At 36.4% G+C, this 23,969-nt stretch carries 19 protein-coding genes; 8 read left to right on the plus strand and 11 right to left on the minus strand.

Going from position 1 to position 23,969, the window contains the following annotated elements; genetic code table 11:
- The first annotated feature begins 112 nt into the window (after window positions 1–112).
- From ABD692_RS19050 to ABD692_RS19060, 3 genes are all read left to right on the plus strand, one after another.
- Complete coding sequence (locus ABD692_RS19050; RefSeq protein ID WP_344769517.1) at window positions 113–1,333, plus strand: DEAD/DEAH box helicase; 1,221 nt, start codon at window positions 113–115, stop codon at window positions 1,331–1,333.
- A gap of 81 nt (window positions 1,334–1,414) precedes the next feature.
- Window positions 1,415–1,888, plus strand: coding sequence for a Dps family protein (locus tag ABD692_RS19055; RefSeq protein ID WP_316764229.1), 474 nt, complete (start codon window positions 1,415–1,417; stop codon window positions 1,886–1,888).
- 76 nt (window positions 1,889–1,964) lie between these two features.
- Window positions 1,965–2,876 (plus strand): AEC family transporter, encoded by a 912-nt coding sequence (locus ABD692_RS19060; RefSeq protein WP_344769519.1) that lies wholly within the window; start codon window positions 1,965–1,967, stop codon window positions 2,874–2,876.
- 310 nt (window positions 2,877–3,186) lie between these two features.
- On the opposite strand, the gene ABD692_RS19065 is transcribed toward ABD692_RS19060, so the two are convergent.
- On the minus strand, window positions 3,187–4,614 hold the full coding sequence (locus ABD692_RS19065) for an L-serine ammonia-lyase (protein ID WP_344769522.1): 1,428 nt from the start codon (window positions 4,612–4,614) through the stop codon (window positions 3,187–3,189).
- Between the two features lie 145 nt (window positions 4,615–4,759).
- On the opposite strand from ABD692_RS19065, the gene ABD692_RS19070 reads away from it, so the two are divergent.
- Window positions 4,760–5,761, plus strand: a complete 1,002-nt coding sequence (locus ABD692_RS19070) for a TonB family protein (protein WP_344769524.1) — start codon at window positions 4,760–4,762, stop codon at window positions 5,759–5,761.
- Between the two features lie 57 nt (window positions 5,762–5,818).
- Here ABD692_RS19070 and ABD692_RS19075 read toward each other — a convergent pair whose 3' ends face one another.
- From ABD692_RS19075 to miaB, 10 genes are all read right to left on the minus strand, one after another.
- Entirely contained in the window at window positions 5,819–6,478 is a 660-nt protein-coding gene (locus tag ABD692_RS19075) for an MgtC/SapB family protein (protein WP_344769526.1), read from the minus strand.
- A gap of 23 nt (window positions 6,479–6,501) precedes the next feature.
- Window positions 6,502–7,521 carry a PorP/SprF family type IX secretion system membrane protein gene (locus tag ABD692_RS19080; protein WP_344769528.1) on the minus strand — a complete coding sequence of 340 codons (1,020 nt, stop codon included), beginning with the start codon at window positions 7,519–7,521 and terminating at the stop codon, window positions 6,502–6,504.
- Entirely contained in the window at window positions 7,521–11,777 is a 4,257-nt protein-coding gene (locus ABD692_RS19085) for a PKD domain-containing protein (RefSeq protein ID WP_344769530.1), read from the minus strand. Before ABD692_RS19085 ends, ABD692_RS19080 begins: the two co-directional genes overlap by 1 nt.
- A 317-nt stretch (window positions 11,778–12,094) precedes the next feature.
- A complete protein-coding gene (groL, locus tag ABD692_RS19090) occupies window positions 12,095–13,732 on the minus strand; it encodes a chaperonin GroEL (protein WP_344769532.1) in 1,638 nt (545 codons plus the stop codon).
- A 77-nt stretch (window positions 13,733–13,809) separates the two neighbouring features.
- On the minus strand, window positions 13,810–14,100 hold the full coding sequence (locus ABD692_RS19095; protein WP_029281770.1) for a co-chaperone GroES: 291 nt from the start codon (window positions 14,098–14,100) through the stop codon (window positions 13,810–13,812).
- A 394-nt stretch (window positions 14,101–14,494) separates the two neighbouring features.
- Entirely contained in the window at window positions 14,495–14,857 is a 363-nt protein-coding gene (secG, locus tag ABD692_RS19100; protein WP_316764201.1) for a preprotein translocase subunit SecG, read from the minus strand.
- Between the two features lie 15 nt (window positions 14,858–14,872).
- Window positions 14,873–15,931, minus strand: a complete 1,059-nt coding sequence (locus ABD692_RS19105; protein WP_344769538.1) for a hypothetical protein — start codon at window positions 15,929–15,931, stop codon at window positions 14,873–14,875.
- A gap of 54 nt (window positions 15,932–15,985) precedes the next feature.
- Window positions 15,986–16,492 (minus strand): LptE family protein, encoded by a 507-nt coding sequence (locus tag ABD692_RS19110; RefSeq protein ID WP_316764194.1) that lies wholly within the window; start codon window positions 16,490–16,492, stop codon window positions 15,986–15,988.
- Window positions 16,493–16,512: 20 nt separating this feature from the next.
- A complete protein-coding gene (locus ABD692_RS19115) occupies window positions 16,513–17,751 on the minus strand; it encodes a sigma 54-interacting transcriptional regulator (protein ID WP_344769541.1) in 1,239 nt (412 codons plus the stop codon).
- Between the two features lie 103 nt (window positions 17,752–17,854).
- Entirely contained in the window at window positions 17,855–19,270 is a 1,416-nt protein-coding gene (miaB, locus tag ABD692_RS19120; RefSeq protein ID WP_316764188.1) for a tRNA (N6-isopentenyl adenosine(37)-C2)-methylthiotransferase MiaB, read from the minus strand.
- Window positions 19,271–20,008: 738 nt separating this feature from the next.
- Here miaB and ABD692_RS19125 point away from each other — a divergent pair.
- The 4 genes from ABD692_RS19125 to ABD692_RS19140 all read left to right on the plus strand — a co-directional run bounded on the left by ABD692_RS19125 (window position 20,009) and on the right by ABD692_RS19140 (window position 23,903).
- Window positions 20,009–20,482, plus strand: a complete 474-nt coding sequence (locus ABD692_RS19125; RefSeq protein WP_344769544.1) for a hypothetical protein — start codon at window positions 20,009–20,011, stop codon at window positions 20,480–20,482.
- Between the two features lie 274 nt (window positions 20,483–20,756).
- Entirely contained in the window at window positions 20,757–21,587 is an 831-nt protein-coding gene (locus tag ABD692_RS19130; RefSeq protein WP_316764181.1) for a toxin-antitoxin system YwqK family antitoxin, read from the plus strand.
- 11 nt (window positions 21,588–21,598) lie between these two features.
- Window positions 21,599–22,504 carry a hypothetical protein gene (locus ABD692_RS19135; RefSeq protein ID WP_344769546.1) on the plus strand — a complete coding sequence of 302 codons (906 nt, stop codon included), beginning with the start codon at window positions 21,599–21,601 and terminating at the stop codon, window positions 22,502–22,504.
- Between the two features lie 328 nt (window positions 22,505–22,832).
- Window positions 22,833–23,903: a DUF6688 domain-containing protein gene (locus tag ABD692_RS19140; protein ID WP_344769548.1), complete on the plus strand. Its 1,071-nt coding sequence runs from the start codon at window positions 22,833–22,835 to the stop codon at window positions 23,901–23,903.
- Window positions 23,904–23,969 lie beyond the last annotated feature (66 nt).

Consider the following 23,969-nt stretch of genomic DNA (forward strand, 5'->3'; position numbering starts at 1 on the left):
GAAAACACAAAATATTTGATTTCCAAAATCCTCAATAGAATTTCATATTAAATGCCGTTTGCTATTCGGCTTAATTTGAGGTACTTTTGCTAAAAGACATAAATACAACAGATTGAATTTTAACGACTTTAATTTTAACCCCAACTTACACGAAGGCTTAATGGCCATGGGGTATAAAAGCGCTACTCCTATACAAGAACAAGCCATTCCTGTAATTTTAGATAACCACGACCTTATTGCTTGTGCTCAAACAGGCACAGGAAAAACAGCTAGCTATCTTTTGCCAGTGATGGATAAAATTAGTCGTGCAACAGACAGGCATAATAACACGTTAATCTTAGCGCCTACGAGAGAGCTTGCACAGCAAATTGACTTACAGGTTGAAGCTTTGGCTTATTTTACAAACATCAGCTCACTTGCAGTTTACGGTGGTGGCGATGGCATTGCATACGAACAACAAAAACGTTCGATGCGTGAAGGTGTAGATATTATTATTGCAACGCCTGGACGCTTAATGGCGCATTTATCTTCTGGAGTTTTAAAATTAGAACATTTACAGCATTTAATTTTAGATGAGGCCGATAGAATGTTAGACATGGGGTTTTATGATGATATTATCCGCATCATAAGTTATCTGCCAAAGAAAAGACAAACACTTTTATTTTCGGCGACCATGGCGCCAAAAATCAGAGCAATGGCAGCTAAGATTTTGCACGAACCTCAGCAAATTACCATATCAATTGCTAAACCTGCCGACGGAATCGATCAGCAAGCTTACAATATTCACGATCAGCAGAAACAGGCTTTACTAACTGAAATATTTAAAAGCGGCCAATATAAGAGCAGCATTATTTTCGCATCAACAAAAGAAAAGGTTAAAGCACTTTACAAAACCTTTAAAAGTTTAGGTATTAAGGCCGAAGCTTTCCATTCGGATTTAGGTCAGAAAGAGCGTGAAGATATTTTACTTGCGTTTAAAAACAGAAGGTTGCCAATTTTAATCGGAACTGATGTTTTATCTCGTGGAATAGATGTAGAAGGAATTGACTTGGTTATAAATTACGATGTTCCAGGCGACCCAGCCGATTATGTACACCGAATTGGGCGTACAGCCAGGGCGGCAACGAAAGGAACGGCAATAACGCTTGTTAACGGCCGAGACAAACGTAAGTTTGATAATATAGAAAAGCTTATTGAAAACCAAGTTCAACGCATGCAATTACCAGAATCTATTGCAACAATGGAAATTACGCATGTAGAAGAGAAAAGACCTCATCAAAACAACGGAAAGAAAAAGGTTTGGCATAAGAAAAAACCGAAACCAACCAGTTAGTTTATTTAACAATATCATGATATTTAGCAGCTGTTTTTTAAAACTATTAAGAGTAAATTAGCTTAATTAAAGAACAATAAAATGGATGCAAAAATTGGAATAACCACCGAAAACAGGCAAGCTGTTTCAGAGCAATTAGCTAAATTGCTAGCCGATGAATATGTTTTGTACACTAAAACCCGTAACGCTCATTGGAATGTGGAGGGCGCTGATTTCTTAGCAAAACATAAGTTTTTCGAAGATCAGTACAATCAGTTAGATGAATTTATCGATAGCGTTGCAGAACGTATTCGTAAAATCGGTCATTATGCGCCAGCTACCTTAAAAAACTTTTTGGCTTTAACTCATTTAACCGAATACAGCGAAAGACATAACGACAGCTTAGGTTACATTAAAGATTTATTAGCCGACCACGAAACAATTATCGAATACATTAGAGGAAACATTAATCCAATTGCTAACGATTATGGCGATGCTGGCACCAGCGATTTTATTACTGGCTTAATGGAAACTCATGAAGAAATGGCCTGGTTTTTAAGAGCTCATTTAAAATAAAATATAAATTTATTTTTTTTGAACGCCAATAGGATTAATTCTTATTGGCGTTTTTCGTTTATCTTTGTGCCAATCAATGGCAAATTTCATTCTTATCGGTTTATGTATTCTGGCTGGAATTCTTTTTAGAAAAAGTAAAACCTTACCAAAAGATGCACATAAAGGAATTAACGCCTGGATTATATACATCGCTTTACCTGCTGTTTCGTTTAAATATTTGCCGCATATTACCTGGACAAAGGATTTACTTTTCCCTGCTTTGGCGCCAATTTGTATTTGGATTTTGGGTTGGCTGTTTATAACCTTTTATGCCAAATTTACTAAAGTAGGTAAGGCTACATCTGGTGGGTTAAAATTAGTAAGCTCATTAAGTAATACATCATTTATTGGTTTTCCATTAATTATCGCTTATTTCAGTGAAAAAGAACTGGCAATCGCCATAATTTGCGATCAAATAACCTTTACGCTTTTATCAACAATTGGTATAATTGTAGCCATTCGATCCTCGCAACAACAAACATTAAGCGCTAAACTGGTTTTGAAAAAAGTATTAACCTTTCCGCCGCTTATTGGCTGCATTTTAGCTTTAATTATTCCGCATTACATAAATGTTTCTGCTTTAGATATTTTATTTGATAAACTAGCTGGAACAGTTGGGCCATTAGCTTTGTTCTCCATTGGCTTGCAATTAAAATTTGGCGGCTGGTATAGCGAGTTAAAACACATTAGTTTTGCCCTACTTTACAAACTTATTTTAGCGCCAGCTGCGGTTTTAACAATTGCTGTGCTTTTGGGTTTGAATGGAATGATTGCCAAAATAACCATATTTGAAATGGCAATGCCAACACTATTAACCGCTGGTGTGGTTGCCGATCAATATAATCTGAATCCAAAAGTTTCAAACCTGGTCGTTGGTTTAGGGATTTTATTATCCTTTATTACAACTGGCTTATGGTGGCTGGTTTTAACTTATTCAGGCTTATTTTAATAAAAAAACGAATCTAATTAACTTCAAAAATGGACGTTTTTTTGTACCTTGACGGTCTGCAGCCCTGCTAACATTTCAAGTCCTCGCTACGCTGCGGGCTTTCCATTTATATCAGGTTTATTTACAAAGGCATCTGCACGGAAACCCAACCCAAGTACCACTGTTTTTAATGCATAGCCCCGACATAAGCGGAAATACTTTTGGTAGCATTTACATTCAATGATTACAACCCTTAACCAAAAGATTGTAGCAGTGGCGGGAACAAGGTTGCCTAAAAGCGGCGAAACTTGCGCTTCAAATCAAATTCTTCTTAACACTCAGGCAAACTAATAGGGATATTGGTCGCTAAACCACCATCAGAGGTTTCTTTATATTTTGCATTCATATCCAGGGCCGTTTCCCACATGGTGTTAACAACGGCATCTAAACTTACTTTAGCCTTATCAGGGTTACTTTGCAACGCAAGCTGACTTGCTGTAATGGCTTTAATGGCACCCATCGTATTTCTTTCAATACAAGGAATTTGAACCAGCCCGCCAATTGGATCGCAGGTTAAGCCTAAATGATGTTCCATGGCAATTTCTGCGGCCATCAAAACCTGACGCTGGGAACCGCCTAAACACTCGGTTAGTGCAGCAGCCGCCATTGCCGATGATACGCCAATTTCTGCCTGGCAGCCTCCCATTGCGGCAGAAATAGTTGCGCCTTTTTTGAAAATACTGCCAATTTCTGATGCGCAGGTAATAAACTGAATAATTTTTTCTTCCGTATAACCATCGCAAAAAGTTATAAAATATTGCAAAACTGCAGGAATTACGCCTGCTGCTCCGTTTGTTGGCGCAGTAACCACACGCCCAAACGAAGCATTTTCTTCGTTAACGGCGAGTGCAAAACAACTTACCCAATCTAAAGTATAATTAAAGCCATTGCCGCCTTTTTTTATGGCTTCTACCCACGAATTATAATCGGTGTATTCGCTTTTTCCAATTAAGCGTTTATTTAAAGGAAATGCTCTTCTTGCAACATCCAGTCCGCCTGGCAGAAAACCTGTAGTATGACAACCGCGAAAAATACAATCTCTCATTACCGCAAAATGCTGTAGAATGCCAGCTTTTGTAACCGATTCTGGACGCCATGCAAGCTCGTTTTCCATTACAATTTCACTTACTTTTAAACCTGTTGATAAACACCAATGTAAAAGATCCTTCGCTTTTTCGACTGGAAATGGCAAATCAACCTGTACTTTTTGGGTATTATCTTCTCCTTCTTTTACAACAAAGCCGCCACCAATTGAGTAATAGGTTTCGGAAAAGGCTTTACCGTTATTTAAAAAAGCTTGAAACGTAACTGCATTTGGATGGAAAGGAAGGCTTTCGGCAAATAAAAAAAGCAAATCATTGTGGTAGTCGAAATCGATGATTAAGTTACCTGCAAGGTTTAGTTTTTTGTCGTTTTGAATCCGCTCAAATGTAGGCGTTACTGCATCTACATCAAAAGTTACAGGATCTGCACCAGTTAAACCTAATAAAATAGCAACATCAGTTCCGTGGCCTTTACCTGTTTTAGCAAGCGAGCCATAAAGCAATATTTTAACCATTTCTACATCTTCTAAAAAATTATGCTCTTTTAGCGATGCAGTAAACTGCTGCGCAGCCCGCCAAGGCCCAAGTGTATGTGAGCTTGATGGACCAATGCCGATTTTAAAAATATCGAAGACAGAAATTTGTTCTTTTATCATGAATTTAGTTAGTTACAGACTACCAATTTAGGGATCAGTCCGTTACACAAAGCTATAATAGTTTTATCATAAATTACGATGAAGTGGAAGCAAATATTTATAATACTGCAATCCAATTTTGTTTAATTCTTATTAGATTTGATTTATGCAATTACGCCTCATCTTGTTATTTAGTTTTCTTATTACCTTAAGTGTTCATGCTCAAAAGGCTCAAAATGTTTACTTTCTTAAAAATAATGGCGATCGGGTATTAATCAAGGAGCAAGCAGATATTATTAGAATAATTGAAGAACCTGATTCGGGAGATACACGTTTTAAGCTATACGAGTTTTATAATAACAGCAAAAGAAAAACTTTAGGTCATTTAATTTCTTTTGAGCCGACATTAATTTATGATGGAGTGGTGATGGGTTTCGACTCTTTAGGAAAGAGAACTGAAACGGTTAATTATAAGAATGGTGCACCATTTGGCTTAGCTACTTATTTTTATCCTAATGGAAAGATTAAAAGGAAAACGGAGTATATCCCAACTAACTCTTCGGCAAACCAAATGATTGGGCTAAATTCTTCTTTAACAAGCTTTTTATTTAAAACTAATTCAAAAATAATATTTGATTCGGATTCATCTGGAACTATTAATATTGAAAATGGGAAAGGGCATTTAAAGGAAATAAATAAATATAAAGAATTTGAAGTTGTTGAGGAGGGAGATTACCTTGACGGGATGAAAACGGGTATATGGACTGGTTATGATACCCAAATTGGTTATACATTTAAAGAAAACTATGAGGTTAACAAGCTAGTTTCTGGCGAAAGTGTTAAGGATGGAAAAACCTATCCATATATTGCGAGTATGCAGCCGCCTGAATATAAGGGTGGGCAAAAAGCATGGAATAATTTTATCGCTTCAACCACAAAATATCCTGCTGACGCACTTCGTAACGGTATAAGAGGAACAGTTAAAACAAGTTTTGTTGTAGATAAAACTGGTAACATTGTAGATATTGTTATCGAAAGATCTGTAGAATCATCATTAGATGAAGAGGCGAAAAGAGTATTGCGGTACTCGTCGAGATGGGAACCAGGGAAACAAAGAGGCATTCCAGTTAGAGTTAAATATACTCAGAGCTTTAATTTTGCTTTTTAATTTTAGATGATCGTTAAGGGAGATGATTTTTAAATCAATAGAGATAACTTGGTCATGCTAAAAATCAAACTCTATAATTTCATTGTCCTTTAACATTCGCTCTACAAATTTTTTATGGTTTTTAGGTGTTCCGGTAGCAACCCAGTTTCCAGTAATTATATTATCTACTACTTGGTGTTTGCCACGTTGCGGTTTAAGTTTGTTTTCTTTGAAAATCTCTTCATAACTGTCTAAATCTCTATTTTCGTGTTGCTTTTTAACAATCCGATAAACCCTTTTGGTAAAACGCTGATCGCCGATTTCTTCAAGAAATGGAAAAATAATCAAAGCTAAAAGTACAACTCCGGTAACTCCAATAGCTTGTTCGTAATATCCAGAACCAACTGCCATTCCAATTGCAGCAACAATCCAAATGATGCAGGCTGTTGTTAAACCTTTAACACGATTTTCTTCTTTAAAGATTACCCCCGCACCGAGAAAGCCTATTCCAGTAACAATGTTTGAAGCGATTCTATCGTGGCTTGTTACGCCTATTTTAATAGATAGAATGGTAAACAATGTAGAGCCTAAACCAATCATCATCATGGTTTTTAACCCTGCCGATTTACTTCTGTATTCTCGTTCGGCACCGATTAAACCACAAAGTAATGTTGCAAGTAAAAATTTATTGATCTCACTTTGTGTTATAAAATGTTGGTTTTCTATAATTTCGTTCATTATCTTACCTTAATAAAGGCAAATTAGTAAAAATCGTAACATCTTAGGCCATTTGCACGACCGTAATTTGTACTGTTCGGCCAATACTTTTCATAACCCAATCCAATTTCTGATGTGCCGCTTGTATTGGTGTAATTTAATTTTGATGTTGTAGCATCGTGGCTAATGCCGACTCTGAACTTTTCTCCATTAGTTCTTCTGTTGAAAATATCGAATATCACCGAAAAAACAATGGCATCATTTCCCTGGCTGCCACCATCGTTTCGATACCAAATACCTGCATTGATACCTGCATATTTAAACTGCGTTCCAAAGCTAAAAGACATTACATTTTGTTGTTTGTAAGCAACAATTGAAGGTATTAAATAGGTTCCATCTCTATCGTATTGATCGGGAATAAGTGCTAATTTATAACTCATATTTCCCGAAATGCGCATTGGGAGCTTAGTTTGGTAGCCTGCTAAAGATTCATCTGGGCGATTAAGATGATGCAGCCCGAGCCCAAGCATAAAGTTTTTATATACAACGTTTCCACCAGCAGCGGCGTCAAAATAAAAGCGACTATCTACGTTTGGTCTTTCAGCTCCAGAAATACCCCCAGGAATTACTCCATTAACAATGTCGATCTGATCGCCAAAAACGAGTTTATCCCAATTTAATTTTTGATTGGTTATTCCGCCTTGCAAACCAAAGGAAAGCGTAAAATCATCTCCACCAATAATGTATGAATAACTTAAAGCAATATTGTTTTTTTGCAGATAAGCTGTGCCTTCGCTACTCCTGTTAAAAATTAAGCCAACGCCACTATTTAGTTTCTGCAAGTTTAAATCGGCAGAGGCACTTAGGTAAGAAAAATCGCCCGAAAGGCCTGTCCATTGATTTCTATATAAGGCATTTACACGGATGTCACCTTCAAACTGTCCTGTTAAAGCCGGATTAAGATAAATTGGAGCATTGTAGAACTGCGAATAAATATGATCCTGTGCCATAGTTATTGTGGGCAAAATCAGCAATAATAAAACAAATTTAATCCCGCTCCTCATTATCTTATTAAATATATGTTTCCAGTTTTTCTTGGCGCAGATGCATCATAAGTCATCCCTTTCCATTCACTTCCATTAATAAATTTCACTTCGATTTTCCAGATGTAAACACCCTGAGGCTGTTCTTGCCCTTTAAATGTTCCATCCCAACCCTCTAGAGGAGCACCATCATCTAGTTTGGTGGTTTCCCATAAGGCCTGCCCCCATTTGTTAAAAACTGTCATTTTCCAACTCTCAATTCCTGTTCCTTTAGCTTTAAAAGTGCGGAGCTCATTTTTAGCGCTTGCTGGCATAAATGAATTTGGAAGGTTTAAATAACCAGGAACACCTAAAATTCTTACAATTTGAGATGATACTGCACTACAACCTTCTTTGTTTAATACCTTTAGCGTTACACTGTATTCGCCAATGTTGTTATAAGTGTGGTTAGGGTTTTGTTGTGTAGATTTAGAACCATCGCCAAAATCCCATTCCCAACTAATTGCACCATTCGAACTCGCATCTTTAAAATTAAATGCAAAATTTGGAATGGATAGCGTATTGCCTGGAAGCACTGTAAAAATAGATTGCGGTGGCGCTACTAAATTTATATAATTTGGAATTACCGAGGTATTAGTACAACCCTGAATGTTTTTTGCTGTTAATGATACGGTATAGTTTGTAACACTTCCTGTAAATGTATGTTGTGGTTCAAACTCATTCGAAGTTGTCCCGTCTCCAAAATCCCACAGGTAACTCACCGCATTTTTGCTGTTGTTTTTAAATTTAATTATCGAGCCATTACATCCAACGGTTTTATCAGATGTAAACCCTACAATTGGTTGTTCTAAAACAACAATGGTTTCGGTTGTATATGTACTCGAGCAATCGTTTTCTGCATAAAGCGTAACTAAATATTGCCCTGGTTTTGCAAAAGTATGCGCGATCATTTCAGGGGCAGAATTTGTTATGGCAGAACTACCATCGCCAAAATCATAATAAAACCGACTTGCTCCTTTTGTGTTGTTATAAAAATTAACTAGTAATGGTGCGCAGCCTTTAAGTTCTGAACCATTTACTACAAGCTCTGGAATGATATCGTTCGGGGAAACTCTTATAGAATACTGCGATTCATTTTCACCACAATCATTTCTGGCAGTCATTTTAACAACGTAATCTTTAACGGCTATTGTTGTGTAAGTATGTGTGACGCTATTTTTATCAGTGGTTGTAACAAGAGGTGTTCCATCACCAAAATCGTATGTAAAACTAGTATAGTTACCTGGAGAAGTATTACTAAAGGTAGCTGTAAATGGCGAACAGCCTGATGTTTTATTTGGTGAAAAGGCAGATATTGGCGCTGCTTTTACCAATACTGTTGAGGTTTTACTGAGTGTACCGCAAGCTGTAGATACATCTAGTTTTATGGTATATGTTACATCTTTCCCCGATGGATCAGGTTGGTAGGTAACTGTTGGTGGGGTTGCTAAATTTGAAGTCGTCCCATTTCCGAAATCCCACTTAAATGTTGCTGCTGTTAATGAGCTTGATGTATTTACAACATTTACAGGTAAAGGTCCGCAACCTACGTTTTTATCTTGGGTGAAGTTGGGCGTTACACTTTCATATGTAGAAAAGGTATGGCTTATTTCGTCTGTTCCACAACCAGCTCCGCTACTAACAACCAGCTTAATAATCACATTTGTATTACCTGTTAGAATAGTATAACCAGGAAAATTTGCCGTTGCACCGATTTGTATATTATCGGCATACCAGGTAAATGTGCTATTTCGGCCTGGGTAGAGTCCTGCCGTAATATTCGCGGGTGTAAGTGCAAAAGGAGCACAACTTTTATCACTTAAAAAGTTAATTTCAGCTTTTGCTGGCTGGTTAACAGTTATGGTAACTGTATTGCTTATGTTTTGAGAACCACCAGAACAAGCTCCGCTCGAAACCAGACGACGATAATCTACCGTTGCTGTAGGTTGTGGTGGTGAATAATTTATGCTTGTTTCTCCATTGATATTGGCCCATGTTGTACCATTAAGGCTCGATTGCCATTGATAAACGAAAGTTCCATCAGCACCAATTGGGGGTGTTCCTATTATTGGTGCTACAGTAGCACCGTTACAAATTGATTGATCTGCAGAAATTGTGTTATTTGTTATCGCGGGTAAAGATGTGATCCGAATTTCGTTACTTATAGCACTACACCCGTTACTGGTAACCACTCGCCTGAAATACATTGTGGCTGTAACAGCTACACTTAAATCTTTTGCTGTTCTACCAGTCAAATTTGTCCATGTTAATTCATCACTACTACTTTGCCATTGATAGGTATAGATGCCGTTTCCTCCTGTTGGGGTATCTCCAGTAATTGTAATGGTTTGGCCAGCACATACTATTGTTGTTGTCGATGAAATTGTATTGATTATAGCAGGTGGATATGTAACTGTAACTTCATCCCAACTGCCAGGACAGGCTCCCCCTATCAATGTCCATCTAAATACATAAACCTGACCAGAAAGCAAGCCTGTGGCCTTTGTGTTATATGCAGATGCATCGGCAAAAGAAACGTCAGCTTGTCCCGAAACCAGTGTCCATATACCTGGAACTCCAGTATTATTTCCGCTTAAGGTAACTTCAGTTCCGCTGCAAATACTTTGGTCTGGGCCTGCATCAGCACCTAAAACAATTACTGTTTGTGGTGCTGATACCACTGGACCACATGTGCCCGTGGAAACGCTAAGTGTTATGGTGTAAGTACCAGCTGTAGTAAAATTGAAAACGGGATCTTTACTTGCGGCATTTGTTCCTCCAGTAAATGAAACTGAAGGGGTTACCGTCCATAAATAAGTAGTCGGTGTGGCGCAGATATTATCAATTTCTGAAATATTTGAAGGTGCTAAAGTATTTGGCGCACAAACCGTAGTTGATGGTAAAGTAAAAATAGGCTTCGGTGGATCCTGTATGCAAACCTCTTGCTCTACAGGATCAGCATCGCAGGCTCCTGAACTAACCGAAGTTAAGCGGATAATGTGTTTTCCATGTGTTAGAAATTTCGTTACAAAATTAAACGAACGAGGTTTGTTGGCTTCAACAAGTACGCCATCTACAAACCAATTATAAGTTACATTATTAGGTGTGCAGCCTGGTGAAGTTGTATTTGGATTCTCACCTAAAAGCGAGGTATTGGTAAAAGTTATATTTGAATTGGTACAGGCTGGATTTGGAAAAGTAAAGGAATTTACTGGCTTAACAACAACCTTTGCATACGATGATATCGGTGTGCCCAAATTACCACAAAAATCGTTGGCAACTCTAATGGTAACATCGAAGGCATTAGAAATGGTTCCACTACTGGTTGATGAGGTTCGCCCGCATGAAGACCTGGTATAATCGTGACTTACTTTGCCTCCCGCCTTTTGTATATCGCAGAAAGTGTAAGTTGTAGAAGTGCCATCGCCCCAGTTTATTACATATCTATCACCTGGAAAATTATTTAAAATACCAGTTTCAGATAAATCTACCTGAAAATCGAATGAACCAATTGGTAAACACACTACATTATTGCTTAAGGTTGCAAATGCAGTAATTACCTGGTTATTTATGATTAAATAAGCCTTTGTACCTACAGTTCCATCAGGCATAGTTGCCTTTGTAAGTATTGTATAATGCGCTAACTGTGCAGTAAAGGTTTTAGGCGTTGTTAAATCCAAAACGGTGTTGGCTCTCGTTATTTCGTTTTTGATACTGGCCGAAACCGTTGCTGTTGTAGTAGAGGTATTAGATAAGGCCAAGTCGTAGTTCGGCCTGCTGGTGCAGGTTCCAAACGTTTCTCGATTTGTTGTATTAAGTAGTGTAGAAGTAATGCCTGCAGTTACCGCTGTTCCAGCTTTTATTTCAAAGGTGGTCGATTCTGTACTTACAGCAGCAGGCGCTGTAGATTTTACCCTAACCTTATAGCCTGTGCCTGCAGGTGTTGTGTTTGGAATTATTCCATTAACGTAAGTACTGTAGAAGCCCGTGTAAGTGCCAATTAATCGCTCTGCAGCAAAATTGCCAGTCGCATCTGAAAGATAAAGCTGAAAAGTATTTGTTGTTGCTATACAAGAAGCATTTCCGATTGTAAAAGGCGCAGCAATGGTACTACCTGGTGTATAAGGTCCAGCATCCACAGCTCCAATAGTTAATTGGGCATGGGCTTGTAAAGCAAGTAGTAATAAGGTTGAAAAAATAGCAACTCTATGCGAAATTTTTCTGCACCTGGTTTTCATAAATCTTAACAATAGGGAGTTTGGCTAACAGAAGAAGATTTGCAAAGAAATAAAAACCCGCAATTAGCGACAAAGCCGAAAGGACAATAAAACGTTAATTTATTTGGTAAATATTTATTCGATATTCTTTTCTTCTAATTCATTCCTAAACTACATAAAGTCAATGTTCATATCTAAAATTTTACACGAAAGCGGTTTCTGTTCAATTCTGAGTGTAAGAGAAACCACGTTTTTTATATTTTTTAAACAAAAAAAATCCCCCAAAACTTTAGTTTTGAGGGACTTAATTTTACACGTAACTTTTATGAGCTTGATGATTACATCATACCACCCATACCACCGCCACCCATTGGAGGGTGAGCGCCAGCACCAGCTTCTTCTGGTTCATCAGCTAAAACAACTTCAGTTGTTAATAACATTGCTGCAATAGATGCTGCATTTTCTAATGCCACACGAGAAACTTTAGTTGGGTCGATAACACCAGCACCAATTAAGTTTTCGTAAACATCAGTACGAGCATTGTAACCGAAATCTGCAGTTCCTTCTTTAACTTTTTGTACTACGATAGAACCTTCAATACCTGCGTTTTCGCAAATTTGACGTAATGGCTCCTCAATAGCACGACGAATGATTTGAATACCTGTATTCTCATCTTCGTTAACACCTTTAAGATCGGCTAAAGCTTCAACCGCACGGATGAAAGCAACACCACCACCAGCAACAATACCTTCTTCTACAGCTGCACGAGTTGCATGTAAAGCATCATCAACACGGTCTTTTTTCTCTTTCATTTCAACTTCCGAAGCTGCACCAACGTATAGAACTGCAACACCGCCAGCTAATTTAGCTAAACGCTCTTGTAATTTTTCTTTATCGTAATCAGATGTAGTAGTGTCGATTTGAGCTTTGATTTGGCTAACACGAGATTTAATATCTTCTGAATTACCAGCACCGTTAATTACAGTTGTATTATCTTTATCAACCACAACTTTTTCAGCAGAACCTAAGTAAGTTAAATCAGCATTTTCTAATTTATAACCTCTTTCTTCTGATACAACGATACCGCCAGTTAAGATTGCGATATCTTCTAACATTGCTTTTCTTCTATCACCAAAACCTGGAGCTTTAACAGCAACAACTTTTAACGAACCACGAATTTTGTTAACTACTAAAGTAGCTAGAGCCTCACCATCTAAATCTTCAGAAATGATAACCAATGGTTTACCAGTTTGAACAGTTTTTTCTAAAACTGGCAACAATTCTTTCATGTTGCTGATTTTTTTGTCGTAAATTAAAATGTAAGGATTTTCTAATTCCGCTTCCATTTTATCTGCATTGGTAACAAAGTATGGCGATAAATAACCTCTGTCAAACTGCATACCTTCAACTGTTTTAACTTCAGTTTCAGTACCTTTTGCTTCTTCAACAGTAATTACACCATCTTTACCAACTTTGCTCATTGCTTCAGCAATTAACGAACCGATAACCTCGTCGTTGTTAGCAGAGATCGATGCAACTTGTTTAATTTTGTTGTTATCTTCACCAACCGTTTGCGATTGCTCTTTTAAATTAGCAACAACTGCAGCAACAGCTTTATCAATACCGCGTTTTAAATCCATTGGGTTTGCACCCGCAGCAACGTTTTTAATACCTGTAGTAATAATCGCTTGAGCTAAAACAGTAGCCGTTGTAGTTCCATCACCAGCAATATCAGCTGTTTTTGAAGCTACTTCTTTAACCATTTGAGCGCCCATGTTTTCAACCGCATCTTTCAATTCGATTTCTTTAGCAACCGTAACACCATCTTTAGTAATTGCTGGAGAACCGAATTTTTTATCGATGATCACATTACGTCCCTTAGGACCTAAAGTTACTTTTACTGCGTTAGCTAAGATATCAACACCACGTTTCAGGGCGTCACGTGCTTCCACGTTATATTTTACTTGTTTTGACATTTTGATTTAAGATTTTTGAATTATGATTTACGATTTTTAAATCGCGTCATCTTATAAATTTAACTTTCTACTTATAATTATCCTACAACTGCGTAGATATCAGTTTCACGCATAATTAGGTAATCTTTACCTTCGTAAGGGAATTCGGTACCACCGTATTTACCATAAATAACAACATCGCCAACTTTTACGCTAGCTTTTTTACCGTCAGCATCCTCTTCAGAAACAGAAACTACAGTTCCTTTAGATGGTTTTTCTTTCGCAGTATCAGGGATATACAAACCCGATGCAGTTTTTTCTTCTGCCGCAGCAGGTTCAACAATAACTCTGTTCGAACTGCCAGCAATTGGTTTAAGGTTTAACGCCATAACTTTTATTATTTTTTATTTTGATTTTAAGTTTTTTAACTAAGCATACAATTAACACTTTTTATGCCAATTAGCTTTCAGGGACAAATTTACACCCGTACTGTCAAATTTATAAACAAATGCAGAATATCATAAAATTTTGGGTGCCAGCTTGGCAGAGGATACCAAATAAAATCGCCATTAATTGAGATTTGAAAAGATACTCAAGTAATTCTTCGGTTTAAATAGCTCCGCTTTTTATTCCAAGTCCTCGCTACGCTCTGGGCTTTACGTTGCAATCGGGTTTACCTAGCGAAGCTTGTACTACTATTTAAGTTTTATCCATTAAAACGTTTAAAACAAAAAAGCTTTCCCTTTTTAGAGGAAAGCTTTTAAATGTTTTGTTAGTATTAAATTATTTCTTTGTTGTATCAGCAGTTGGAGCAGGTTTCGCAGGAGCTGCATTGTTTGTTGCACCGCCACCAAGTGGAGAAGGCGAAGGCAATTTATTTAAACGATCCTGAATTTCGGTATTACCCGTAGCTGCCGCACCACCACCAGATTTAGCGATAGTTGTAATAGATAAAGTTAATACAACAATAAGTGCCAACAAAAACCACGATCCTTTTTCTAAAACATCGCCAGTACGTTGCACACCAAACATATTGCTGGTACCACCACCTGTTGCTAAACCACCACCTTTAGGATTTTGTACTAATACAAATAAGCCTAAAGCAACACAAGCAACAATTAATAAAATAATTAAAAAGGTTATCATGATTAAAATATATTTTTAAAATTTCTTTTCTATAGATTGAATAAGGTCGGCAAAGTAACCACTTTTTTCTGGATATTTCAAACTTAATTTTTTATAAGTATCTATCGCTTTGTGATAAAGCATTTGTTCGATGTAAATTTTGGCTAATGTTTCCGAAACAAGGTCGTAATGGTCTTCAGCACTCTTCTTCGCCTTGTTCTCATTATCTATTTGCTCTGGTTTGGGTGGTTTTATTGTTGGGTCTTCTTTTAAAAACTTCTCAATTATCTCAGCACCCTTTACATCTTTTACATCTGCCGATGGGTATTCGGCCAAATGATCAGCAACCTCGAAAGGTGTTTGTATATGGAAAATATGCTCTACATACTGCTGCTGGAACTCTGCCCTTTCCTGGTTTTTTGCCTGAGGTTGTTTGGCAAGCCCTGGTTTAGGGTGCGCATACGGTTGAAAAATTTGCTCGTGCTCTTTACGTGTTTTTGCCAGCCACCATAAAAAGGTATAAGGTAACTGGTCATCATCATATTTAGAAACGTAGCTATTTTCAGGTTCATCTGGAATAACAGTTTCTATTTCAGGAGCAGCAACAATAAGGTCGGTACTTAACTTTTGCTCGAAGGCAAAAAAATCAGTTGCGGCAACGCTTTCAATATAGTTGTTATCTTCAACAGGCAAATCCATTAAATGGTTATCAATGCCTGGTAAATTATTAGGCGTTTCTATATTTACTGCCTGAGTAATTTTATATGTTGTATCTTCCGAAATTTCGCCTATTTCATCAAAAATTTCTTGTTCATCAGCGGTACTTTCTGCATCAATTTCTTCAAATTCTACTTGGGCAATCTCACTAACCTCTGTTTCTTCGGTAAAGTTGTTGTTTAGTATACTTTGTAAAATATTTCCATTACTATAAAGCGCCGCTTTAGGAATAAATGCTGAATCGGCTTTTGCCAAAAGTAAATGAATAGCTTGTGCGTAAGGAAATTGCTTTAACATTTCCTGCAACATGGGTATATGCTCTTGCCCAACCTTGCCAGGTTGTGCCATCAAATTTGCAAGTAGCTTTTTGTTGTCCATATCGAGGTTTGCTGCTAAGATAAATAATGCAGTCGGTTTTTAAAACAGTTTAAACTACCACTGTGCAAAAGCACGGTTAAAAATATCTTCGGTTAATTGCTTATTAATGTTTTCAATCGCCACTGGTTGAAGCGATTGAATTGAAGCGCCATTTAAAGGAAAATCGTAAAAACGTGAAAAACTTTCTTCGAAGCTTTCTTTCTCGTGGCCTTTTATATTGTTAATATATTTAACAGAAACTGTAATGGTTAAACGGTTGTTTGATGCTGTCGGTCTGGCGCTCGAGGTTAAAGCAACTGGCCTGATGTCATACCCTGTAATCCGTCCTTCAAAAATTGCATCTCCATCATTGGGTGTAATGCTTAGGCTGGTTTGGCTACGGATACGAGATTTTAAAGCTTCGGTAAATTGCTGACTTAAAGTTGGGATTACCAATTGTGCACTGTTCTCAAAAAAGCGAACCGTTACCGTTTTCAAACCCTCAGTTGTTGCTCCGCTAAAGGTGTAAGCGCAAGAACTTAAGGCTGCAATAATCAGAAAGCCAAATATTTTAATCTTCATAGATTTGATTGATTGCGTTTTTATAAACTTAATTCTTTAATCTTTCGGTAGAGTGTCCGTTCAGATATGCCTAATTCTTGTGCAGCAAACTTACGCTTACCTTTATGTTTTTTAAGTGCTTTTTTAATTAAGTCTGATTCTTTATCAACCAACGATAACGATTCTTCAACTTCTTCCGCATCGTGTGCAAAATTGTAATCAGAATTATTGGTGTTGTTATTGGCTGTTGGTTGCTGAATGGTAAAGCCATGTTCTTGGCCTGCAGGTAACTCAACATCTCTGTACAATTGATTAATATATTGCGGATTGTCGGCTAAAACAGTTGCCGTATTGCCACCATGCTGGATAATTTCTGCAACCAGTTTCTTAAGTTCTACCATATCCTTTTTCATATCGAAAAGCACTTTATACAAAATATCTCTTTCTGTAAAGTCTTCTTTCGATTGAGCATTTATCGCCATTGGCAAGTTACTGCCAGCTTCGTTCGGGATGTAATTTAAAATGGCCTGACCAGTTACATTTCTATCTTTTTCTAAAACACAGATTTGCTCTGCAATATTTTTCAACTGACGAACATTACCTGGCCAGCTGTAATTCGTTAAAATCTGAACGGCATCAGGTTCTAAATTTAACCCAGGACTACGGTATTTGTCGCTAAAATCGGCAGAGAATTTTCTGAACAGTAAATAAATATCTTCTTTACGCTCGTGCAAAGCAGGAATACGCAATGGAACTGTATTTAATCTATAATATAAATCCTCGCGAAATTTTCCGTTTTTTACACGGTTATAAACATCAACATTCGTTGCTGCAATAATACGAACATCTGTTTTTTGAACTTTTGATGAACCTACACGAAGATATTCTCCACTTTCTAAAATTCTTAATAAACGAGCCTGTGTCCCTAACGGAAGCTCCGCAACTTCATCTAAAAAAATAGTTCCACCATTAGCCACTTCGAAATAACCTTTACGAGCTTCATGTGCGCCAGTAAATGAGCCTTTTTCATGTCCGAAAAGTTCAGAGTCAATTGTTCCTTCGGGAATGGCGCCGCAGTTTACAGCTATAAAAGCACCGTGTTTGCGGGCACTCATTTGATGGATAATTTGAGAAAAAACCTCTTTACCACTTCCACTTTCGCCAGTAATTAAAACCGACATATCAGTAGGCGCAACCTGACTTGCAATATCTATAGCACGATTAAGTAAAGGCGAGTTGCCAATGATACCGAAACGCTGTTTAATATTTTGTGTATCCATTTATTAGTATCAAGTATTTAGTATCAAGACCCCAGTAATCAGATATCAAAACTTGGAAGTATTTTCCAAAGTGTGAAACTTAACCTTTAGTCTTTCAACTTTATTAAACTATTTTTCCAATCAGCGTAGCCGAAGTACATTTTTCGATCAGTACGTTTGCATATTCGCCAGGTTTAACGCCTTCAATCGCTGGGAAAATTGCCATTGCGCCACTATCACCCCGTCCGCAATAATCCTTATCCGATTTTTTAGATGTTCCTTCTATTAAAACACGAACGGTTTTGCCTACCCATTCTTGTAAACGCAATAAAGAGTGTGCTTGTTGTTTGGCTAAAATTTCAGCCAAACGACGTTTTTTAACTTCTTCAGGAATATCATCTTCTAACTTACGAGCAGCTAAAGTTCCTGGTCTTTCTGAGTAAGTGAAATTGTAAGCAAAATCATATTTAACATAATCTAACATACTTAAAGTATCTTGATGCTCTTCTTCAGTTTCAGTACAAAAACCTGCTATAATATCGGTAGAAATTGCGCAACCTGGAATAATATTTTTAATTGCATCGATACGATTAATGTACCACTCACGAGTATAAGTACGGTTCATTAATTCTAATACACGTGTATTTCCCGATTGAACTGGCAAGTGTATGTAATTGCAAATGTTATCGTATTTAGCGATAGTATGTAAAACCTCATCCGTAATATCTTTAGGATGAGAGGTTGAAAAACGAACTCTTAAATCGGGGTTTACTAAAGCGGTTTGCTCTAATAATTGCGCAAAGTTTATCGTTTCTGTTCCATCTTCTGATGTCCAGGTGTACGAATCTACATTTTGCCCTAAAAGGGTAACCTCGCGATAACCTGCTTCGAATAATCCTTTTGCTTCTTCTACAATCGAATGTGCATCACGGCTACGTTCGCGACCGCGGGTAAAAGGAACTACACAGAATGAACACATATTATTGCACCCACGGGTAATGGAAATAAATGCAGTTATTCCATTGCTATTTAAACGTACTGGGCTAATATCTGCATAAGTTTCTTCACGAGATAAAAGCACATTTACAGCTTTATGCCCGCTTTCTACTTGCTCAATCAGGTTAGGTAAATCGCGATAAGCATCTGGTCCAACCACTACATCAACCAAACGTTCTTCTTCTAAAAATTTAGATTTTAAACGCTCTGCCATACAACCTAAAACCCCAACAATTAATTTAGGATTACGGCGCTTTTCTACACCAAATTGCGAAAGACGATTCCGTACTCTTGTTTCTGCATTTTCACGAATAGAACAAGTATTAATAAAAATCACATCAGCTTGATGATAATCTCCAGTAGTTTCAAATCCTGTTTCTGAAAGAATAGAGGCTACAATTTCGCTATCAGCGAAGTTCATTGCGCAACCATAACTTTCTATGTATAATTTACGTGCATCAGCTTTTACTGGTGTATCTAAAATTAAAGCTTCACCTTGCTTTGCTTCATCATGCGTTTTATCCTGTACTTGTAAATCAATCATTGTTTAAAAACATTTTGGGATTGCAAAAATACATAAATAAAATTAAAAGTGACAATTTGACATATTTAGTTTGCTTGTTTACAAAACGATTATTTTTAATAACTAGTAGCATCGTATTCTGCTATATTAGTAATCGTACCAAATAAAAAATAATCAAAAAGGATTTTCAAATATTGCTTTAGCCTATTTAATCAGGCTTAATTTTAACCACGGGTTTCGATAGGGTAAATTTCTGCAGCAAAAAATATTTCCATCCAATCGGATTTAAAACCATCAATCAAATTTCAGGTATTCAAATCTTAATCATATTCTCCTATGTTAATGCAACCATTTGTAGAAAATGCAATTTTGCATGGTATTAATCCAAACCGAAAGCATGGCTTTATTATAATTGATTTCGACATTAAAAATGAATCCTCATTGTTAAAATTAAAGATAATGCAGATGGTATATCTCCTGTTGCAAAATCGTCCTCTCACCAATTGTTATCAACTAAAATTAGTAAAGAACGATTATCATATATAGCGAAAGAAAGTGGTTTAAATGCGGGTATCGACATTAAAAACGATGAGAAAATTGGAACGATTGTTACCATTACGATCCCAATAAGATCTGGAGAATACATAAACAAAAAGCAGTTATATTTTAGCAAATAAAGGTTCAATTACTGCAAATAATAATTTAGGTAAATACAACCTGCAAATAATTGTATTTTACGGAGGTAAAAATCTAATAGGTATGCAGAATGTAGTTATCAAATTTCAAAATCCTTTTAACGAATTTGAACAATCAATTATTTACAGTAACAAAGAGCAAGCCTTGAAAGCTTTTTTAGATGTAAACTGGGAACAATTAAATATCGATATTTACGAAAAGCATGATGATGTAATACACGATTACTATTTTTTTGAATTGAGTTACACCGATTTTTCTAACCAGAAAAACATTTTAAATATTGGTGGTGCGTACACGCATGGCGAAAATTTAGAACTTAATGGTGTGCAGTTTGATGTTCGCTACACTCGCCCAATTGAGAAAACCAGCAAAGGCTTTTTTGGGCTTGGTGAGTCAACAACAAAAACGGTTTCTAGCGAAATCTGGATGGAAGAATGCAATAAACCATTTGTAGTAAAATGCCTTAAAGCTTTTTTAGGTCAAGATGCGCTATTCCTGGAAACTGAAATCATTAACAACGGTGTATCAAGTTTTTAACTTAATAGTTCTAAAAAAATACTTTCGGGAAATTATGGAACAAAACACTGCAGAGATAAGCAAGCTTGATAAATGCTTTGATTTAAAAGCGAATTAAATTGATAATCCAACACATCGATAAAAATAAAGAGCTGTGAGAATATCAAAAAAAATACATCGGATAATGAAAAATGATATAAATATTCACGGATAATAAACAAAAGTCAGCAAATAATAAATGGCAAATTTTGATGAAGAAACACTAACTAATTTGCTGCATAAATCACATCGAATAATGAATAAAAATTTAAAATTCTATTTTACAGCGACTCTTGTTCTTGTTTCAACATTAATTTTTGCCCAACTACCGGAAGAAATTAAATGGAAACATTTGCAGAAAAACTACAATGCCGATAGCAGTGAATTGGTACTTAGTTTAAACAATAAGTTATTGGATGGCAAGTATAAAATACCTTTCGATGAAGGAGGTTTTGCACTTTATAATATTAAAAAAGGAATAATAACTGGCGAAGCTTTTTGGTATTCGCAAGGCGGAACAATAGAATGCAAGCTTTACTATAAAAAAGGTGTTCGTAATGGTTTAAAAGAAAATTATGATAACCAAGGCAAAGTTTGGTTACATCAGGAATATAAAGATGGCAAGAAAAACGGTGTTAGTGAAATGTATAGCGGTGGCAAATTGGTTAATAAATCCGTTTACAAAGCCGATAAAAAACATGGTTTATCGCAAACATTTTCTGGCGATAAAGTAATTACCGAAGCTTATTACGAAAATGATTTAAAAAACGGAACATCCAAAAGTTACGGTTTAGATGGAGAGCTAGCGGTAGAAATCGGTTATAAAAATGATAAGCGAGATGGTGTTTATCGTGTTTACAGCAATGGGCAAATCATGACAGAAACTAATTATCAAAACGATTTGCAGCATGGCTTATCCACTACTTACGCATTGGGTAAAAAAAATATGGATGCAGAGTTTGTAAACGGTAAACGTCATGGTATTGCGCACATGTATAAAGCAGATGGCACAACACTTTTTACGCATTATTACCTCAATGGAGAAAAAGTAACCGAAGCAATTTATAATCAATCACAAAAGAAATAATAGTTATCAAAATGAAAAGTATATATCCAGCTTTAATTCTTTCCTTCATCACACTCTTCTTGTTTTCTTGTGGCCCAACCATATCTAGTAAAGATGAACAAGCTTTTAAAACTTCAAAAGCTAAAATGGAAGAAAAATTAGATAACCCAGAAAAGGAAAACTTAGAAAAAGCTTTGCGTGTAATTGTGTTAAAAGCGATGAAAGAGAAATGGAATTTTCCAGAAAAATATAAAGAGAAATCTTTCGATAAAATTTCGATGGAAATGATTGATGGCAAAAGTTATAGCGCAATCATCAGCTTTGCTGAAGAATTTTTAGCAGCTGATCGGGATGAGAAAATTGCCAACAAAACAGCGGAAATAGATAGTTTAGAAAAAGATAAACTGAAGGCGGCTAAAATAACTCAGCAGATAGATGCTTTTAAATTAACTAAAATCTCCATTAGCGAAGACCAATTTTTCTCTGATGATCCCAAATCACCTTTTCTGGATTTAACTTTTAAAAATACTTCTAAAGAAGATATAATTGGAGAGTATATGATCAACATTGAAGTTTACTCTAAAAAAACTGGTGAAAAACTAGCAGCACAAGGCAGTGGAGGTACCTGGAATGATGATTTTGCACTGAAACCCAATGAAAGTTATGATTATCATCAACCGGTATTTAATGAGGCGGTTCAGCATTCTACCTTATGGAAAACAGCAAAATATCCAATCACCGATTTTTCGCCTTACGATTTAGTAATTAAAGCTTACGCCACTAAAATAACTACTAAAAAAGGTGGAACCATTGAAAGCCCAAAGGCAGACGCCGCTTATTTTGATGCTGAAATTAAAAAGCTGAACGAAGAAATCAAGGGACTTAAAGAAACAAAAGCAACTTTAGATGAATTGGAATTGACGGATAAAAACAGATAGATGCAGTACGTTTTATAGTGAATATCAAGTTTTAGCAGATAATTACTATTACGGCGGAAAAAACCTCCCAGAGGGGATGATTAGAAGAACGATAGATGTAAGGTTTGAAACAGAAAAATCTCCGCTAAAAATAAATATGATTTGCCAATACATCAGCACATGAAGGGCCAAACCAACCACCAGGTACCACAAATACAAAAGGAAGTTAACCAAGTTTTAAGCAAGAAGATAATGATGTTTAATGCATGTAAAATCAAAGAGCTTATGGGAAAATACAATATCTCTGATTTAGATTTATATCAAATGAAATTAACACGGGCGAAGTAAAATGATAGCATTAATTATCACATTCTTTATCATTTGCCCCATAGTTGGATACTTTTTTTACAAACAAATAAGGGTTAATATAAAACCTGCAACAATAGTTGGAGAGTTTGTTTTTATTGGTCTTTTTATACTAACTATGGGCTTGTTTGGTTTAATTTGGTTGCTAAATGGCGATGGTTATTACACTGCAATAGACCCTGTAGATGGTGGATATACACCGTTTGCATTCGAACATTTATCAACTTTGATTGTGTTTTTTGCGCTCGCGGTTTTTGGATTAATTAAACTTTGGTATAAAGGAAGAGTATTACCGCCGTTGTTATTTTCACTCTGTGTTATGTTTGTCATGATCGGCATACCAATAAGTGCGGCGGTTATTCTACAAACCAGTACCAATACAGAGCAAAGTGGCGGAACATTTTTTTTTGCATTGTTGCCTTTCTTTTACGTCGTTACTAGCATTATCGTATTATTAAAGGTTGTTAATGCCGAAGCAGATGTCGCAAGTACAAAAATCTATCGCAACAAATATCTAAATCTGTTAAACCAAAAATTAGCCAAAACCGAAAAGCAACCACTATTGATTTTGGTCATGCTCTTGCCTGTTTTCGCAATTATTGTGGCTATTTTAATGATATTTGGACAAGATGCTAACTCGATAACCAAAGTTTTTACAGAAACCACAACTTGGACGTTTTCACAAAAAACACACCCTCCATTTTTAGATCATGAAGGTCACTATTTATGCACTGTCGCCGTTTGCGGAACACCAGATATTGTAAAACCTTTACGCCTAGGCAAAAGACATGGGCACGAAATTATTGTGAACAGACAATTGTTAATCGCCAATGCTTTCGAAGAATTAATACAGGAGAATGTACCTACCTTACACAAAGTGATTAGAGGTTTTTACGATAAATACGGCTATCCACTATCGAAGAAAATTACAACGACAAGAGCCTCAAACGCAGTTTATCTATTAATGAAACCTTTAGAATATTTGTTTTTAATGGTGTTGTACTTGTGTAGCACCAAACCCGAAGAAAAAATTAACAAACAATATGCGATCTAAGATAAATGTTGTTTCCCCGCTGCTATCTAGGGATTTCAAAAGCTGATTAATTAAATAAAAAGACAA

The organism is Pedobacter ginsengiterrae (genome assembly GCF_039537385.1).
GTDB lineage: Bacteria > Bacteroidota > Bacteroidia > Sphingobacteriales > Sphingobacteriaceae > Pedobacter > Pedobacter ginsengiterrae.

Coding starts and splice junctions, on each gene's coding strand:
- groL (WP_344769532.1), bottom strand. CDS start 13,732: ATGTCAAAACAAGTAAAATATAACGTGGAAGCACGTGACGCCCTGAAA.
- ABD692_RS19055 (WP_316764229.1), top strand. CDS start 1,415: ATGGATGCAAAAATTGGAATAACCACCGAAAACAGGCAAGCTGTTTCA.
- ABD692_RS19085 (WP_344769530.1), bottom strand. CDS start 11,777: ATGAAAACCAGGTGCAGAAAAATTTCGCATAGAGTTGCTATTTTTTCA.
- ABD692_RS19075 (WP_344769526.1), bottom strand. CDS start 6,478: ATGAACGAAATTATAGAAAACCAACATTTTATAACACAAAGTGAGATC.
- miaB (WP_316764188.1), bottom strand. CDS start 19,270: ATGATTGATTTACAAGTACAGGATAAAACGCATGATGAAGCAAAGCAA.
- ABD692_RS19105 (WP_344769538.1), bottom strand. CDS start 15,931: ATGGACAACAAAAAGCTACTTGCAAATTTGATGGCACAACCTGGCAAG.
- ABD692_RS19060 (WP_344769519.1), top strand. CDS start 1,965: ATGGCAAATTTCATTCTTATCGGTTTATGTATTCTGGCTGGAATTCTT.
- ABD692_RS19070 (WP_344769524.1), top strand. CDS start 4,760: ATGCAATTACGCCTCATCTTGTTATTTAGTTTTCTTATTACCTTAAGT.
- ABD692_RS19130 (WP_316764181.1), top strand. CDS start 20,757: ATGAATAAAAATTTAAAATTCTATTTTACAGCGACTCTTGTTCTTGTT.
- ABD692_RS19125 (WP_344769544.1), top strand. CDS start 20,009: ATGCAGAATGTAGTTATCAAATTTCAAAATCCTTTTAACGAATTTGAA.
- ABD692_RS19095 (WP_029281770.1), bottom strand. CDS start 14,100: ATGGCGTTAAACCTTAAACCAATTGCTGGCAGTTCGAACAGAGTTATT.
- ABD692_RS19110 (WP_316764194.1), bottom strand. CDS start 16,492: ATGAAGATTAAAATATTTGGCTTTCTGATTATTGCAGCCTTAAGTTCT.
- ABD692_RS19115 (WP_344769541.1), bottom strand. CDS start 17,751: ATGGATACACAAAATATTAAACAGCGTTTCGGTATCATTGGCAACTCG.
- ABD692_RS19065 (WP_344769522.1), bottom strand. CDS start 4,614: ATGATAAAAGAACAAATTTCTGTCTTCGATATTTTTAAAATCGGCATT.
- ABD692_RS19080 (WP_344769528.1), bottom strand. CDS start 7,521: ATGAGGAGCGGGATTAAATTTGTTTTATTATTGCTGATTTTGCCCACA.
- secG (WP_316764201.1), bottom strand. CDS start 14,857: ATGATAACCTTTTTAATTATTTTATTAATTGTTGCTTGTGTTGCTTTA.
- ABD692_RS19140 (WP_344769548.1), top strand. CDS start 22,833: ATGATAGCATTAATTATCACATTCTTTATCATTTGCCCCATAGTTGGA.
- ABD692_RS19135 (WP_344769546.1), top strand. CDS start 21,599: ATGAAAAGTATATATCCAGCTTTAATTCTTTCCTTCATCACACTCTTC.